The sequence below is a fragment of the Cobetia sp. 14N.309.X.WAT.E.A4 genome, from assembly GCF_030397495.1.
GTDB lineage: Bacteria > Pseudomonadota > Gammaproteobacteria > Pseudomonadales > Halomonadaceae > Cobetia > Cobetia marina.
Map to the genome: position 1 here is coordinate 308347 of NZ_JAPNXT010000003.1, position 15255 is coordinate 323601.

The window sequence follows — 15255 nt, forward strand, 5'->3', positions numbered from 1 at the left end:
TGACTCCTTGAAAAGAAAATGGGCATAGACACGTAAGAAGTCTACGTCATTTATTTACCTGTGCAGGCGGTGAGGGTCAGAAACGATTGAGCGGAATCTTGAGATAGGCCTGATCATTGGCGTCCTCAGGCGGCATCTGGCCGGCCCGCATGTTGACCTGGACCGCCGGCAGCATCAGGCGCGGCATGCCAAGCCCGGCATCACGCTTCGAACGCATGGCCACGAAGGCCGCTTCATCAATCCCGGTGTGCACGTGGATATTATGCTTACGCTGCTCCCCGACCGTGGTCTCACAACAGAAGCCCTCGCGCCCTTCGGCGGAATAGTCGTGACACAGATACAGGCGGGTGCTGTCAGGCAGCGCCAGCACCTTGTGGATCGAGCGGTACAGGGTGCGCGCATCACCGCCGGGGAAGTCACAGCGCGCGGTGCCGTAATCGGGCATGAACAGCGTATCGCCGACGAAGACGGCGTCACCGATCACATAGCTCACGCAGGCCGGCGTATGGCCCGGAGTATGCAGCACACGGCATTCAAGCCCGCCGATGGCCAGGCTGCCGCCCTCTTCCAGCAAGCGGTCGAACTGACGTCCGTCACGCGCGAAACCCGCCTCGGCCGCGAAGATGTCCGCAAAGATGTCCTGCACCTCACGGATACGTGCCCCGATCGCCAGCTGGCAATCAAGCTTGTCTTTCAGGTAGGCGGCGGCCGACAGGTGGTCGGCATGGACGTGGGTCTCGAGAATCCATTCCACCTCCAGCGACTCGTCCGCGATGTGGGCCAGCAGGGCATCCGCCGACTGCGTGGTGGTGCGGGCTGCGGGGTAATCGAAATCCAGTACCGGATCAATGATCGCGCAACGCCGGGAGTGCGGGTCACGCACCAGATGCGTGAAGGTATTGCTGTCTTCGTCGAAGAAGCTCTCGACATGGGGCTGCAGTGTCGGGGTTGTCATCCTTCGGCCTCCTGAGTCAATCAAGGGTGAATGGACCTCAGCCTACGCCTGTCCGAGCGCGAACGCAAAAATAGAATAACGATACAACCATTTGGAATAACGGTAGCACCTAATTGATAACCTATTGATATCAGCCATCAAAAAAGGCACGTGACGGTGCCTCGGATATCGCCAGGCGCGCCTCTCACCCTAAGGTATAGCGGATAAACGATATCGCTCACGTTAGGCTATTATTGTCAGGTGACACGATTCACCTATACACTCTTGAACGATTAACCTCCGCGAATCGCTGTCTTTCCTTCACGCCTCATTGGATGAGCTACGCCATGCCACGCATTCTTCAATGGTCGATCACGGTCGCTCTCGCCGGCTTCCTGTTCGGCTTCGATACCGCTGTCATCTCAGGTGCGGACACCTCTCTGCAGAGCCAGTGGGGTCTCAGCGACCTCATGCACGGCCTGGTCATCATGTCGATGGCACTGTGGGGCACGGTCATCGGCGCCATCTTCGGCAACTGGCCGACAGATCACTTCGGCCGCCGCGCGACCCTGATCGGGATCGGGATCCTCTATCTGGTCTCGGCGCTGGGCTCGGCGCTGGCCACCGACCCTTACGTGTTCTCGTTCTTCCGCCTGCTGGGGGGGCTCGGTGTTGGCGCGTCCTCCGTGGCAGCGCCCATCTACATTTCCGAGATCGCCCCCCGCGAGCGCCGTGGCGCGTTGGTCGGGCTCTACCAGTTCAACGTGGTGTTCGGGATCGTGATCGCCTTCGTCTCCAACTACTTCATCGGCTTCATGGACGGCGAGAACTGGCGCTGGATGCTGGGGGTGGAAGCCGTGCCGGCCGCGCTCTACCTGCTGATGATCTGCAAGGTACCGCGCAGCCCGCGCTGGTTGATCCTCAAGCGCAATGACGAGGCGGCCGCCGCCGAGATCATCCGACTGATCAACCCCAAGGCCGACATCGCCGAGGAAATCGCCATCATCCGTGGCACGGAAAGCGAAGAAAGTGCCAAGCAGCACACCCGCCTGTTCGCCTGGCGCTACCGCCTGCCGATCCTGTTCGCCTTCCTGATCGCGGCCTTCAATCAGCTCTCCGGCATCAACTTCATCATCTATTACGCGCCGCGCATTCTGGCCGAGGCGCAGCTGGAATCGAGCGCCGCCCTGCTCTCGACGGCCGGAATCGGGGTCATCAATCTGGTCTTCACCATGCTGGGGATGTCACTGATCGACAAGCTGGGCCGCCGCACCTTGATCCTGATCGGCTCGGCCGGCTATCTGCTGTCGCTGTGCCTGATCGCCTGGGCCTTCCATCTCGAGGACTTCTCCGCCATGGGCGGCTATGGCGTGCCGATCCTGCTGGGCGTGTTCATCGCGGCGCATGCCATGAGTCAGGGCACGGTGATCTGGGTGTTCATCTCCGAGATCTTCCCCAACAAGGTCCGTGCCATGGGGCAGTCCTTCGGCAGCTCCGTACACTGGATCTTCGCGGCCCTGATCGCGCTGCTGATGCCCACCATCCTCAGCCAGTTCAGCGGTGGGCCGGTGTTCGCCTTCTTCGCCTTCATGATGCTGCTGCAGCTGATCTTCGTGCTGTTCTTCATGCCCGAGACCAAGGGTGTCTCGCTTGAGGAACTGCAGGGCCGCCTGGTTCGTCCCACCCGACGCGAACAGGCCGCAGCGCTCGAACCACAGAGCCGCTGACCCCGCGACGGCCCGCCTCTCGGCTGACACATGCCATCCCCACGACGCCCCGCTCTGCGGGGCGTTCTCGTTGCTGCCGTCTTGATTGCCCTCTTCAGCTCCCTCGTCAGTATCTTCTTCAGTACCCTCTTCAGCCCCCTTGAGTGCCCTCTTCACTGCCCGGTTCACGATGTCGTGAAACGTTCAATCAGCGTGTCATCAGCGCCAACGCAACAGGAAGGCGCAACGTCTGAAAATTACGAATCATTACTGACATATCCTTTGGTATCGAAAGCATTGCGGGGGCGCCAAATTTAGTGAAATGATCCATCCGAAACGTTTCGGAAGATGCTTTCCAGCGATTTCACGCCCAGACACCTTGCCAGAGGCCTGCACCATGCCACCGAAGATCACGCTGAAATATCTCGCCACTGAACTGGGGCTCTCGGTGACCACCGTCTCTCGCGCCCTGGGGGGGTTCGAGGATGTCAGCGTAGCGACGCGTGAACGAGTCCAGGCCTTCGCCAACGACGTGGGCTATCAACCCAACCAGAGCGCACGCCGTCTGAAGACCGGCCGCACCTCCTCGGTGGGCTACATCATGAACGGCGCCCAGGGCGACTTTCGTGACCAGTTCAACACCCGCCTGCTGGTGGCGCTGGGGCAGGCACTGCACGATGCCGCACCGGAGCACGACCTCATCGTCACCACGGTGCCGGAAGACCGCGACGAGCTGGAGACCTACAAGCGTTTCATCGATGGCGGCAAGGTGGACTCCTTCGTGGTGGCGCGTACTTGCATCCAGGACCCGCGCGTCGATTTCCTGCTCGACAGCGGTGTCCCCTTCGTCACCCACGGTCGCACCGGCCGCGCCGACGAACACGACTGGGTCGACATCAATGCCGCCGATGGTTTCCTGCGCGCCACTCGCCATCTGATCCAGCAGGGACATCACAACATCCTGTTCCTCAACTTCTTCAGCGATCTCTATACCGCGGTGGAGCGTGAGACCGGCTATCTGCAGGCCATGCGCGAGGCCAGTCTCGCCCCCAGCTCGCGCCACTGCCCCCACGGTTACGCCAGCGCCTATCAGGTCGCCAGAGAGGTGCTGGCGAGTGCCGATGCCCCCACCGCCTTCGTGTGTGCCAGCGACATCTTCGCCTACGGGGTGATGGAAGCCGTCAGCGAGAGCGGGCGGGCGCCCGGCCGGGATATCGCCATCATCGGGGCGGACAACCTGCCACCGCTGATGTATCAGCAGCCCAGCCTGAGCACGCTGGACATCTCCTTCGAGACCGTCAGCCAAGCGCTGATCGAGCTGGTACTGGCCCCGCGAGAGGGTGTGCCACGCCACCGCTGTTTCGATTACGAGCTTCTGCTGCGCGATACCACTGCCTGACGCGCCGCCCGTGAACGCTGCCTCTTCATCTCACTACCCGCCCCGGGAGACACCCATGCGCAAGATGCCGACCGCCCTCGCCGTGATGGCACTGTTGGGTAGCACCTCCGCCCTCGCTGACCTCACCTTCTTCAGCACCCAGGCAAGGCCGCTGGAAGAAGCCCAGCAGATGCGCGAGATCGCCCTGGCCCCCTACGCCGAGTCCATCGATTACATGCCGCAGGAAACCGGTACCTTCCTGTCACGACTGGAGGCGGAGAAGTCGAGTCCCGAAGGCGCGCTGGACCTGCTCGGCGGCCTGCATGGCGAGCTGGGCTCGCTGACGCCCGGCATTCTCGCGCCACTGGATACGCTGGCAAGCACGCTCAAGGACAAGGGCATCAGCGAGCAATACCTGACGCTGGGCAAGCTGGGCGGCGAGCAGCAGCGCTACATCCCCTGGATGCAGGCCACCTACATCATGGCGGCCAATCGCAAGGCGCTGCCCTACCTGCCCGAAGGCGCGGATCTCGATGCACTGAGCTATGACGAGCTGCTGGCCTGGGGGCGCAATCTCGAGACCGCCACCGGCCAGCCCAAGCTGGGCTTCCCGGCCGGTCGCAAGGGGCTGATCCACCGCTTCCTGGAAGGCTATCTCTACCCGTCCTTCACCCATTCGGTGGTGCGCGAGTTCCGTAGCGCCGATGCCGTGGCCATGTGGCAGAAGTTCCGCGAGATCTGGGCGGTGACCAATCCACGCTCCACCGCCTACGGCTTCATGCAGGAACCGCTGCTCAATGGTGAGGTATGGGTGGCGTTCGATCACACCGCGCGCCTCAAGGATGCCTTCAACAAGCGTCCCGATGACTTCGTGGCCTTCCCGGCGCCGGCAGGCCCCAGCGGTCGCGGCTACATGCCGGTGGTGGCAGGGCTGGCGATGCCGGCCAATGCCTCCGATCCCGCAGCCAGTCGCAAGCTGATCCGCTATCTGATGACGCCCGAGGCCCAGATTCGCACTCTGCGCGCCACCAACTTCTTCCCCGTGGTCACCGCTGAATTGCCCGATGATCTGCCCGCCAGCATTCGCATGTCTGGCAAGGCGGTGGCGACACAGTCTTCCGCCGAGGATGCCGTGCTGTCCCTGCTGCCCAGCGGCCTGGGGCAACAGGCGGGCCTATTCAACAAGATCTACCGCGATGCCTTCGTGCAGATCGTGCTGCGCGACGCCGACATCGAGGAGACGCTGGATATTCTCGCCCCACGCCTGCAGACGCTGATCGACACCGCAGGGGCCAGCTGCTGGCTGCCGGACACGCCCAGCGACGGCCCCTGCCCGGTCAAGTAATTCGCTCACTCGAGCCGTCGCTCGACAGCACCGACAGAACGCATCACTCGCATCACTTGCATCACTTGCAACACAAGCAGCAGCAACGGCACCCCTCGACGGGTCGCCATGACGGTACGCCAACCCCTGTCATGCCGACCCGGTGCCACGAAACCCTTCCGACACGCCATCACAACAACGTCAAAGGTGAGCAAAGATGAAGCACGATCGCTGGCTACCTTATTACCTGATCGCCCCCAGCCTGCTGTTCATGGGCGCCTTCTTCCTCTACCCCTTTCTGGAGATCTTCGCCCAGGCCTTCACCCAGCCTGACGGCGGCGTGAGCCTCGCCAACTTCACGCGCATCTATCAGGACTTCAATTTCTGGCCCTCGCTCAAGAACACCCTGCTGCTCACCGGTGTCGTGGTGCCGGTCCAGCTGGTGCTGGCCATCGGCATGGCGCTGATGGTCACAAAGATGAACAAGGGGCGCGACAGCATCCTCTACATCTGGACCATCCCGCTGGGCATCTCCGATCTGGCCGCCGGCATCATCTGGCTGGCGATCCTGGAGCAGTTCGGGTTTCTCAACAGCTTCTTGAGCGCGGTCAGCGTGATCGACGCGCCAACCTCGTGGCTCAACTATCGGAACGCCTTCGCGCTGTTCCTGGCGGTGGTGGTCGCGGAAATCTGGCGCGGCACCGCCATCGTGCTGGTGATCCTGGTGTCGGGCATGGGGCTGATCCCCAAGGAATATGACGAGGCCGGTCAGGTGTTCGGCGCCAGCTACTGGCAGCGCCTGTGGAAGATCACCCTGCCGATGCTGCGCCCGAGCATCCAGTCGGCACTGATCCTGCGCACCCTGCTGGCACTGGAAGTCTTCGCGGTGGTGATGATGCTGGGCGGCAGCGACATGCCGGTACTGATGAGCGAGACCTTCGACTGGCAGTTCCTCTATCAGCAGACCGGCGCCGCCTCCGCCTACGCGGTGTTGATCATGCTGATCTCGGTGGTCATCACCGGCTGTTACCTCAAGTTCCTGAACGTTCCGAAGGAGGCACGCTGATGAAATCCACGACATCCGAGGCCATCATGCCGGCTCCCGTGTCTTCTCGTTCCGATTCCCAGGCCCCGGCGCAGGCGCAGAGCGCACACAAGCCACGCCGTCATGACATGGCCTGGAAATGGCTGTTCCGTGCCGGTGTCGCGATTCTGGTGCTGTGGGTGCTGGTGCCCATCGCCCTGCTGATGCTCAACAGTGTCAGCACCCCGGAACAGATCAGCGGCTGGCCCAAGACCCTGACCCCGGCGCTGAGCTTCGAGACCCTCGACTTCTTCTGGCACTACCAGGGCGTGATCAGTGCGCTGGGCAACTCGCTGCTGGCCGCCGCCTTCACGATGGTGATCGCCATCGTGCTCGGCGCTCCCGCCGGGTATGCGCTGGCCCGCTTCGTGTTCCCGGGCATGAACGCCTTTCGTCTGATCATCATCCTGTCGCGGGCCTTCCCGATGCCGCTGCTGGCGCTGCCGCTGGCCGTCATCTTCATCCAGGTGGGCATCGATGACTCCATCCTGGGGCTGGCGATGGTCCACGCCACCCTGGCACTGCCCTTCGCGGTGCTGATCACCTCGAGCCTGTTCATGGGCATCCCGGTGGAACTCGAGGAAGCCGCCTGGCTGATGGGCTGCAACCGCTGGCAGGCCTTCCGCCGTGTGGTGCTGCCGCTGGCCGCGCCGGGCATCACCGCCTCTGCGGTATTCGCCTTCGTGATCTCGTGGAACGAGGTGTTCGCCTCGGCGATTCTCACCGTCGAGAACCGCACCCTGACGGCCTTTCTGGTCCAGAGCCTTTCCGAGTCGCCCGCCGAGATCAAATACGCCGGCGGCCTGATCCTGGTCGTCCCGGCGCTGCTGTTCCTGTTCGCGATCCGCAAGTACCTGTTCAGCATGTGGGGCATTTCCAACCGCTAGCGTACGGCCCTTCATCCGGCCAATGCATGACGACGGCGGTCACCTGTCCATCCAGCGCCGTCGCTCACGATTACAAGGAGTCCGACCATGTCAGCCATCCAGATCAGTGCCGTACGCAAGCAGTTCGGCAAGCAGGAAATCCTCAAGTCCATCGATCTCGAGATCCGTGACAAGGAATTCACCGTGCTGCTCGGCCCGTCCGGCTGCGGCAAGTCCACCCTGCTGCGCATCATCGCGGGGCTGGAGTACGAGAGCAGCGGCTCGATCCGCATCGGCGAGCGTGAGATCACCTCACTGGCACCGCGGGATCGCCGCATCGCGATGGTGTTCCAGAACTACGCCGTCTTCCCGCACATGACGGTGGCGGAGAACATCGCCTTCGGCCTGCGCGTGCGCAAGGACAGCGAGGCGCACATCCAGCGCAAGGTGAAGGAAACCGCCGAGCTGATGCACATCGAGGACCGTCTGGATCACTACTCCGGCCAGCTCTCCGGCGGTCAGCGTCAGCGGGTCGCGGTCGCGCGTGCTCTGGCGATGGAACCGGAAGTGCTGCTGATGGATGAGCCGCTCTCGAATCTGGATGCGCTGCTGCGCCTGGAGATGCGCGCCGAGCTCAAGACCATCCTCGCCGCCTCCGACACCACCACCATCTACGTGACCCATGATCAGGTCGAGGCCATGAGCCTGGCCGACCGCATCGCGGTCATGAAGGGGGGCCAGATCGAGCAATACGCGCCGCCCTCCGAGATCTACCACTATCCGGCGACCGAATTCGTCGGCAGTTTCATTGGCAATCCACCGATGAACTTCATCGCCCCGGATGCACGCTGGCACCAGGCCGCCCCGGCCGCCAGCCAGATCCACAGGTGCGGTATCCGCCCCGAGGACTTCGAGGTGCGTTTCGAGCCCACCGAGGACTTCGCGCCGGTCCGTGTGCTGGTCACGGAGCTGCTGGGCTCCCACAAGCAGCTGACTGCCCGCTTCGGGGACGAGATGCTGCGCGTCAACGTACCGAGTGACCTGGAGATCGCCAATGGCAGTGACATCCACATCCGGCCGCTGGCCGAGAAGATGCGCTTCTATGACCACAGCGGCCAGCTGATGTCGGCGTGAGGCGTGTTGATCCCTTTCGACCCGAGCCTTTGATTGCGAGCCTTTGATTGCGAACCTTTGATCCAGAACCTTTGATCCAGAACCTTTGATTTCGAACCTGTCATCCCGAACGGAGCCGACTTACATGAATGCCAAGCTCGACGCGCTCAGCGCTCACGACGTTCTCAAGCTCAACGACCTGGGCGGCTACACCGTCCCCACGCGTGGCCTCTACCCCTTCCAGTGGAACTGGGACGCCGCCATCACCGCGCTGGGCTGGCTGGCCGCCGGTGACGAGGCACGTGCCTGGCGTGAGATCGAGCGTCTGCTGGAAGGCCAGTGGGACAACGGCATGGTGCCGCACATCGTCTTCCACGGGGATGCGGAAACCTACTTCCCGGGGCCGGAAGTCTGGGGCGTTAAGCGCAGCCCGGCGACCAGCGCCATCTCCCAGCCACCGGTGCTGGCCAGCGTCATGAAGCTGCTGTTCGAGGAAGGCCGTGACCGCCGGCTTGCCGAGGAGAAACTGGCCGCCACCCTGCCTGGCGTCATCCGCTATCACCTGTGGTTCTACCGCGACCGTGATCCGGAACACACCGGTCGCGTGTGCAGCTATCACCCCTGGGAGTCCGGCATGGACAACAGCCCCCAGTGGGATGGCCCGCTGGCTGGCGTACCGCCGGTCGATGCCGAATACGTGCGCCGCGATACGGGGCTGGTCGATCCGTCCGAGCGCCCGCACAAGTACGAATATGATCGTTACATCTATCTGGTGAAGTTCTTCCAGCAGAACGAGCACGACGCCGAGGTGCTGTATCGCGACTGCCCGTACCGCGTCGAGGACATCAGCCTGATCTCCATCCTGCACCGTGGCACGCGCGACCTGATCGCGCTGTGCGAAGAGGATGCCGCCGGGCTTGGCCTGGTCAACACCCACGGCGAGGCGCTTTACAGCCTCAAGCAGTCGCTGGCGCGCACCGAGGAAGGCGTGCAGGCGCTGTGGAGCGATGAGCTGGGCTGCTTCCTGAGCCGCGATGCGCGCGCCAACGTGCTGCTGGAGCACGTCACCACCGCCGGTATCCTGCCGCTGTTCGCCGGGGTCGCCAGCGGTGCCCAGGCGCAGCGCATGGGCGGCTTGCTCGAGGACTGGCTGGAACAGGCGCCCTTCGGTGTCGCCTCCACCCACCCGGCCAGCACCCGCTTCGAACCCAAGCGCTACTGGCGCGGGCCGAGCTGGCTGCACATCAACTGGATGCTGGCCATCGGCTGTGAGGAATATGGCATGTCCCGCGAGGCCGACCGGATCAAGCAGGCCAGCCAGCAGTGCATCGCGGCGGCAGGCTACTATGAATACTTCAATTCGGTGACCGGCGAAGGCTGTGGCGGTCGCGACTTCTCCTGGACGGCAGCGATGGACCTCTACTGGCTCAACCCGCTGGAAAGCTTCACCGCCAGCAAGGCGGCGTCCGGCGTCGAGGAGGTCTCCTGATGACTCAGCACGCCTCTCAACAGATGCAGGCGCCGCAGAAGGCACCGCTGACCCGGCAGGCTGTGCCGCCCATGCCGGCAACGTTCGCCAGCCGCGGCTTTCTGGACACGCATATCCGCTCGATCATGGACTTCTATCTGCCGCGCGCGGTGGATCAGGAACGCGGCGGCTACTTCCAGGCGTATCGTGATGACGGCAGTGTGTATGCACCCGCAGCGCGTCATCTGGTCAGCAGCACGCGGATGATCTTCAACTTCGCGATGGAATATCTGCGCACCGGTGACCAGGCGTGTCTGGCCGCGACCCGTCATGGCATCGATTATCTGCGCGAGGTGCATCTCGATCCGCAGACCGGTGGTTACCTGTGGTCGCTGAGCGAGCAAGGCGAGGCGGATCATACCAACCAGTGCTACGGACTGGCCTTCGTGATGCTGGCCTACGCGACGGCCTGGCGCGCCGGTATCGAGGAGGCCCGCGGCTGGCTGCACGAGACCCACGCCCTGATGGAGCAGCATTTCTGGTCGGAGCATCACGGTCTGTACGCCGATGAAGCCAGTGCCGACTGGCAGACACTGTCTGACTACCGTGGCCAGAACGCCAACATGCACGCCTGTGAAGCCATGCTGGCCGCCTTTGAAGCCACGGATGACGAACGCTATCTGGAGCGGGCCATGACCCTGGCCCGCAATATCTGCCAGCGTCAGGCCGCCAAGGCCGATGGCCTGATCTGGGAGCATTACGATCGCGACTGGAACGTCGACTGGGACTACAACCGCGACGACCCCAAGAACCTCTATCGTCCTTGGGGCTTCCAACCGGGCCACCTGACCGAATGGGCCAAGCTGCTGCTGATGCTCAAGCGTCACCGCGATGACGACTGGCTGCTGCCGACCGCGAAGCGTCTGTTCGATACCGCGATGGATCTGGCCTGGGACGGCGAACGTGGTGGGCTCTACTACGGCTTCGCGCCGGATGGCACCATCTGCGACGATGAGAAGTACTTCTGGGTGCAGGCCGAAAGTCTGGTGGCCGCAGCGCTGCTGAACGAGGCCACCGGCGAGTCGCACTACGGCGAGTGGTATGAACGCCTGTGGGCCTACGCCTGGCAGCACTTCATCGACCATCGCTACGGCGCCTGGTATCGCCTGCTGAATGCCGACAACCAGCGCTTCGATGATCTCAAGAGCTCGCCCGGCGCCAAGTGTGACTATCACAGCCTCGGCGCCTGCCATGAGCTGCTGCGCGTGATCACAAACGACTGAGCCCTGTCGCGCTGCGACTGCACCACCCGACACCCCGCCCTGTGCGGGGTGTCCTCGTATGAGGAGAGCCTTCTCTGTCCATCGCCGTCCGCCAGCATGCTCTATTTATTCGCACACCTATCATGTTTCTTTAGCGCGCCGCTCGTGACAATACTGAAACCCGCTGATCGCTCCACCAGAGGGCGACAGGCTCGGGGTCTCCCCGAGGCGGTGCCCGTGTCTGAGACGTCGTCACGACACAAGCGCGCACTGGACAGGAAGGCGCCTCACAAGTCGTTGCTATTCAAGCAGTTCTTACACAAGAAGCTACTACACAAGCAGTCACTACAATAACAAGCGGAGTCCCACATGCCCCTCGCTCAACTCCTGGACTGGCGGTTGCATCTGCTGGTCGTGGTGCTATCTCTCGGCGCCGAACTGATCGGTATCCTCAAGTTCCCCCTCGGCCCCGGCACCCTGCTGCTGTTGCCCCTGTTCTATGCCTTCATTGCGGCCGTGCTGTGCAATCCGCACCTGTTCAGCGGCACGAAACGCGTCATCCCGCCGGTGATCAGCGCGGCGGCAGGACCGGTCATCCTGCTGTCGATCATGCCGTTCATCGCCCGCTTCGGCTCCACCATCGGCCCGGCCATCGAGCAACTGATCTCGGCAGGTCCGGCGCTGATCCTGCAGGAGCTGGGCAATCTGGGCACCATGCTGATCGCGATGCCGATCGCGGTCGTGGTGCTCAAGATGGGCCGTGAGGCGATCGGCGCGACCTACTCCATCGCGCGGGAACCCAATATCGCGATCATCTCCGACAAATATGGCCTCAAGGGGCCGGAAGGTGTCGGCGTGATGGGCGTCTATGTCGTGGGTACCATGTTCGGCACCCTGTGGTTCGCGCTGATGGCGGGCTACCTGACCTCGCTGGACATCTTCGACCCGCGTGCGCTGGCCATGGCGTGTGGTGTCGGCAGCGGCAGCATGGTGGCGGCATGTTCCGGCGCCATCGCCGGTGCCCTGCCGGAGATGGGCGAGGAGCTGCTGGCCTTTGCCGGCGCCAGCAACCTGCTGACCTACGCCACCGGCCTCTACGTGTCCCTGTTCATCGCCCTGCCGGTCGCCGAGCGTCTGTTCACCTTCTTCAGCCGCAAGCGAGCCGGCGACAATGGCGCCATGAATGACGAGGAAGCCACGCTGGCCTCCGAGGCGCTGGTTGAAGATCGCCCGGAGAACCAGCTGGGCAAGACGGCACTGGTGGTCGCGGCGGTCTGTGTGGTCGGCTGGGTGGTCAACACCATCAACGGTGCCAGCCTGATCGACGCCGCCCCCGGCATGCTGATCCTCTACGTGATGACCATGCTCGGCCTTGGCGTCGCTCGCCTGATGCCCTTCTATCTGCCGGCCATCGCCTGGGTGTCGCTGGTCAGTATCCTGATGACGCTGCCATGGTTCCCGGGCAGCGGCTGGATCACCGAGCAGCTGAGCTTCGTCAACTTCCTTGCCATCGTCACGCCGGTACTCGGCTACGCGGGTCTGGCGCTGAGCAAGCGCGAGTTCAGCATGTTCCGCCAGGCAGGCTGGAAGCTGGTGATCATCTCGCTGCTGGTCTTCACTGGCACCTATATCGGCTCGGCGGTCGTGGCGCAGGCACTGCTCTGATCACACGGGCTTCGCACGTTGCTTCCCCCCCTCTCAACACATTCAAGCCGGCACTCCAGGGTGCCGGTTTCCACAGGAATTCAGCATGCAACTACCCGAGAACATCGACGAGGCACTGCTGCGCAGCTGGCGTCATGAGTTTCATCAGCATCCCGAGACGGCCTTCGAGGAGCACCGCACCTCGGCGCGCGTCGCCGAGATCCTGCGTGCGGCGGGTCTCGAGGTCACCACCGGACTTGCCGAGACCGGCGTGGTGGCGGTGCTGGATGGCAATCTGGGGCCGGGACGTACCATCGGTCTGCGTGCCGACATGGACGCGCTGGATGTCACCGAGGCCAACGCCGTCTCACATTGCTCGCACACACCCGGCAAGATGCATGCCTGTGGCCACGATGGCCATACCACCATGCTGCTGGGCGCGGCCTGCATGCTGGCGCGTGATCCGGACTTCGCCGGGCGCGTGGTGTTCGTGTTCCAGCCCGCCGAGGAAAACGAAGGCGGCGGACGCCGCATGGTCGAGGATGGCCTGTTCGAGCAGTTCCCGATGGAGGCCATCTACGGCCTGCACAACTGGCCGGGACTGGCGCTGGGCGAAGCCGCCGTGCATGACGAGGCGGTGATGGCGGCCTTCGATGTCTTCACCCTGACCTTGAGCGGTCATGGCTGTCATGCGGCCATGCCGCATCTGGGCAAGGACACCATCCTGGCGGCCTGCCAGCTGGTGACCCAGCTTCAGGGGCTGATCAGCCGCGAGACGCCGGCCCACAAGACCGCGATTCTCAGCATCACCCAGTTCCATGCCGGCGATGCCTTCAACGTGATGCCGGAAGTGGTCGAGCTGCGTGGCACGCTGCGCTGTTTCGACCCGGCACTGCGGGCGCACCTGCAGCAGCGCTTCCATGATGCCGTCGATGCCATGGCGACCTTCCATGGCCTCAAGGTCGAGTTCGACTATCAGCCACGCTACCCGGCGACCCTCAATACTCCGGGACACGCCGAACGCTGTGCCAATGTCCTGGCGCAACTGCCCGGCATCCAGAAGGTCCATCGCGATCTGCCGCCCTCCATGGCCTCGGAAGACTTCGCCTATCTGCTGCAGGAGTGCCCCGGCGCCTATATCTGGCTGGGCAACGGCGAGGACAGCGCCTCACTGCACAACCCCAACTACGACTTCAACGACGCTGCCACCCCCATCGGGGTCAGCTATTGGACGTCACTGGTGCGCGAGTTGCTGACGCGCGATTGATGGCCACATGCCCTTGGCGGCAAGCGCGATGCGGATGACGTCGCCAGGCGCGGCGTTGAACTTGATCAAGGACCATCGCAATCTACACAGTGTCATGACTCTGGTGAGGAAGGAGCGACATGAAAATCAGCGTGATCGGCAGGGAAGCCATTGGCGCACGGAGCCGTACGGCGCTCTCAAGGGCAGGGTTTGAGGTGGCGGGCCAAGTGGCAGACAAGCTGACGGACCAGGTGACGGCCGAGACGGCGGGCGCTGCGACCGCCACGGTGGAGCAACGCTGCCACGCGCCTCATGAGCAGAGCGAGGCCGAGCGTTGGTTCGATACGCATGCACGGCCGCGTGAGCGATTCACCAGCGAGGTCTACCTGCTGGCGCTGGCAACCTCCCAACAGGTGCAGAAGGTACTGACCGGCAAGGAAGGACTGCTGCGACTGGCACCGCCGGGCAGTGTCATCGTCGATCTCTGCCGGGGCGATGTGAACATCAGCCGTGAGTTGGCCGTGCAGACCCGGCTGGCTGGCCATCACTGGCTGGAAGCGGCTTCCAGTCGCGACCCTCGCGATGAGAGCGAAGGCCACCTCACGCTGCTGGTCGGCGGTGATGACGCCACCGTGCAACGCATGACGCCCCTGCTCGAGGCCATCGCTACCCGCCACCTGCACGTCGGGGATGCCGGCTGTGGGCATGCGGCCGTGCTGGCCAATGACTATCTCCACGCCGCCCATCTCATCACCACGGCAGAGGCGATCGCGATGGCCTATCGCGCCGGGGTGCGGCCTCACGCCTGCATCGATGCCATCAATCTGGGGGCCGGCCGCAGCGCCGTCAGCGAGGTGAATTTCCCGCGCTGGGTGCTGCCGGGAGATTATGATTCCGGTATCTCCACCGGCGCCCTGCGCCGCGACCTGCGCCTGGCGCGCAGCTACGTGACCACCCTCAAGCTGCCTTCCGGGTTGATGAAGGCGGTCTTCGATCGCTGGCAACCACCCGAACTGTGCCCGGCGGATGAAGATGACATCCATCATCTGTGTGATCGCTGGCTCAGTGATATTCCCGCTCAACTGCGTCACACCTCATCACCTGCCACCGATGCCCCGAGCACGCCGACCGACGACGCCGGGGCGCCTCGCTCATCAGGTCGCGATGCCTCGGCGCCGGGCAGGGTGACGGATGGCTCACGGCCGCCTGCCGAGAAAGCCTGAGCCCACC

The 15255-nt window shown here is 63.5% G+C and carries 12 protein-coding genes; 11 read left to right on the forward strand and 1 reads right to left on the reverse strand.

Going from position 1 to position 15255, the window contains the following annotated elements:
• Window positions 1-76 precede the first annotated feature (76 nt).
• Window positions 77-955 (reverse strand): MBL fold metallo-hydrolase, encoded by an 879-nt coding sequence (locus OW493_RS06560; protein WP_289863656.1) that lies wholly within the window; start codon window positions 953-955, stop codon window positions 77-79.
• Window positions 956-1188: 233 nt separating this feature from the next.
• Here OW493_RS06560 and OW493_RS06565 point away from each other — a divergent pair, with 233 nt between their 5' ends.
• The 11 genes from OW493_RS06565 to OW493_RS06615 all read left to right on the forward strand — a co-directional run bounded on the left by OW493_RS06565 (window position 1189) and on the right by OW493_RS06615 (window position 15248).
• On the forward strand, window positions 1189-2661 hold the full coding sequence (locus OW493_RS06565) for a sugar porter family MFS transporter (protein ID WP_255304498.1): 1473 nt from the start codon (window positions 1189-1191) through the stop codon (window positions 2659-2661).
• Window positions 2662-3037: 376 nt separating this feature from the next.
• Entirely contained in the window at window positions 3038-4039 is a 1002-nt protein-coding gene (locus OW493_RS06570; RefSeq protein WP_169477265.1) for a substrate-binding domain-containing protein, read from the forward strand.
• Between the two features lie 55 nt (window positions 4040-4094).
• Complete coding sequence (locus OW493_RS06575; RefSeq protein ID WP_141391550.1) at window positions 4095-5363, forward strand: extracellular solute-binding protein; 1269 nt, start codon at window positions 4095-4097, stop codon at window positions 5361-5363.
• Window positions 5364-5559: 196 nt separating this feature from the next.
• Entirely contained in the window at window positions 5560-6408 is an 849-nt protein-coding gene (locus tag OW493_RS06580; RefSeq protein WP_289863657.1) for a sugar ABC transporter permease, read from the forward strand.
• On the forward strand, window positions 6408-7313 hold the full coding sequence (locus tag OW493_RS06585) for a carbohydrate ABC transporter permease (RefSeq protein WP_205700530.1): 906 nt from the start codon (window positions 6408-6410) through the stop codon (window positions 7311-7313). The genes OW493_RS06580 and OW493_RS06585 overlap by 1 nt, the downstream gene beginning before the upstream one ends.
• A gap of 87 nt (window positions 7314-7400) precedes the next feature.
• Complete coding sequence (locus tag OW493_RS06590; RefSeq protein ID WP_077375967.1) at window positions 7401-8426, forward strand: ABC transporter ATP-binding protein; 1026 nt, start codon at window positions 7401-7403, stop codon at window positions 8424-8426.
• A gap of 124 nt (window positions 8427-8550) precedes the next feature.
• Entirely contained in the window at window positions 8551-9894 is a 1344-nt protein-coding gene (locus OW493_RS06595) for a trehalase family glycosidase (protein ID WP_289863658.1), read from the forward strand.
• Window positions 9894-11156: an AGE family epimerase/isomerase gene (locus OW493_RS06600; RefSeq protein WP_354670135.1), complete on the forward strand. Its 1263-nt coding sequence runs from the start codon at window positions 9894-9896 to the stop codon at window positions 11154-11156. Before OW493_RS06595 ends, OW493_RS06600 begins: the two co-directional genes overlap by 1 nt.
• A 348-nt stretch (window positions 11157-11504) precedes the next feature.
• Window positions 11505-12800 carry a DUF3100 domain-containing protein gene (locus OW493_RS06605; RefSeq protein WP_084208564.1) on the forward strand — a complete coding sequence of 432 codons (1296 nt, stop codon included), beginning with the start codon at window positions 11505-11507 and terminating at the stop codon, window positions 12798-12800.
• A gap of 85 nt (window positions 12801-12885) precedes the next feature.
• A complete protein-coding gene (locus OW493_RS06610; protein WP_084208563.1) occupies window positions 12886-14046 on the forward strand; it encodes a M20 aminoacylase family protein in 1161 nt (386 codons plus the stop codon).
• Between the two features lie 119 nt (window positions 14047-14165).
• Complete coding sequence (locus OW493_RS06615; protein ID WP_289863660.1) at window positions 14166-15248, forward strand: NAD-binding protein; 1083 nt, start codon at window positions 14166-14168, stop codon at window positions 15246-15248.
• Window positions 15249-15255 lie beyond the last annotated feature (7 nt).

Bases quoted from the DNA above. Each gene is read 5' to 3' on its own strand.
- OW493_RS06560 (WP_289863656.1), bottom strand. From the start codon at position 955: ATGACAACCCCGACACTGCAGCCCCATGTCGAGAGCTTCTTCGACGAA.
- OW493_RS06570 (WP_169477265.1), top strand. From the start codon at position 3,038: ATGCCACCGAAGATCACGCTGAAATATCTCGCCACTGAACTGGGGCTC.
- OW493_RS06575 (WP_141391550.1), top strand. From the start codon at position 4,095: ATGCGCAAGATGCCGACCGCCCTCGCCGTGATGGCACTGTTGGGTAGC.
- OW493_RS06580 (WP_289863657.1), top strand. From the start codon at position 5,560: ATGAAGCACGATCGCTGGCTACCTTATTACCTGATCGCCCCCAGCCTG.
- OW493_RS06585 (WP_205700530.1), top strand. From the start codon at position 6,408: ATGAAATCCACGACATCCGAGGCCATCATGCCGGCTCCCGTGTCTTCT.
- OW493_RS06590 (WP_077375967.1), top strand. From the start codon at position 7,401: ATGTCAGCCATCCAGATCAGTGCCGTACGCAAGCAGTTCGGCAAGCAG.
- OW493_RS06595 (WP_289863658.1), top strand. From the start codon at position 8,551: ATGAATGCCAAGCTCGACGCGCTCAGCGCTCACGACGTTCTCAAGCTC.
- OW493_RS06600 (WP_354670135.1), top strand. From the start codon at position 9,894: ATGACTCAGCACGCCTCTCAACAGATGCAGGCGCCGCAGAAGGCACCG.
- OW493_RS06605 (WP_084208564.1), top strand. From the start codon at position 11,505: ATGCCCCTCGCTCAACTCCTGGACTGGCGGTTGCATCTGCTGGTCGTG.
- OW493_RS06610 (WP_084208563.1), top strand. From the start codon at position 12,886: ATGCAACTACCCGAGAACATCGACGAGGCACTGCTGCGCAGCTGGCGT.
- OW493_RS06615 (WP_289863660.1), top strand. From the start codon at position 14,166: ATGAAAATCAGCGTGATCGGCAGGGAAGCCATTGGCGCACGGAGCCGT.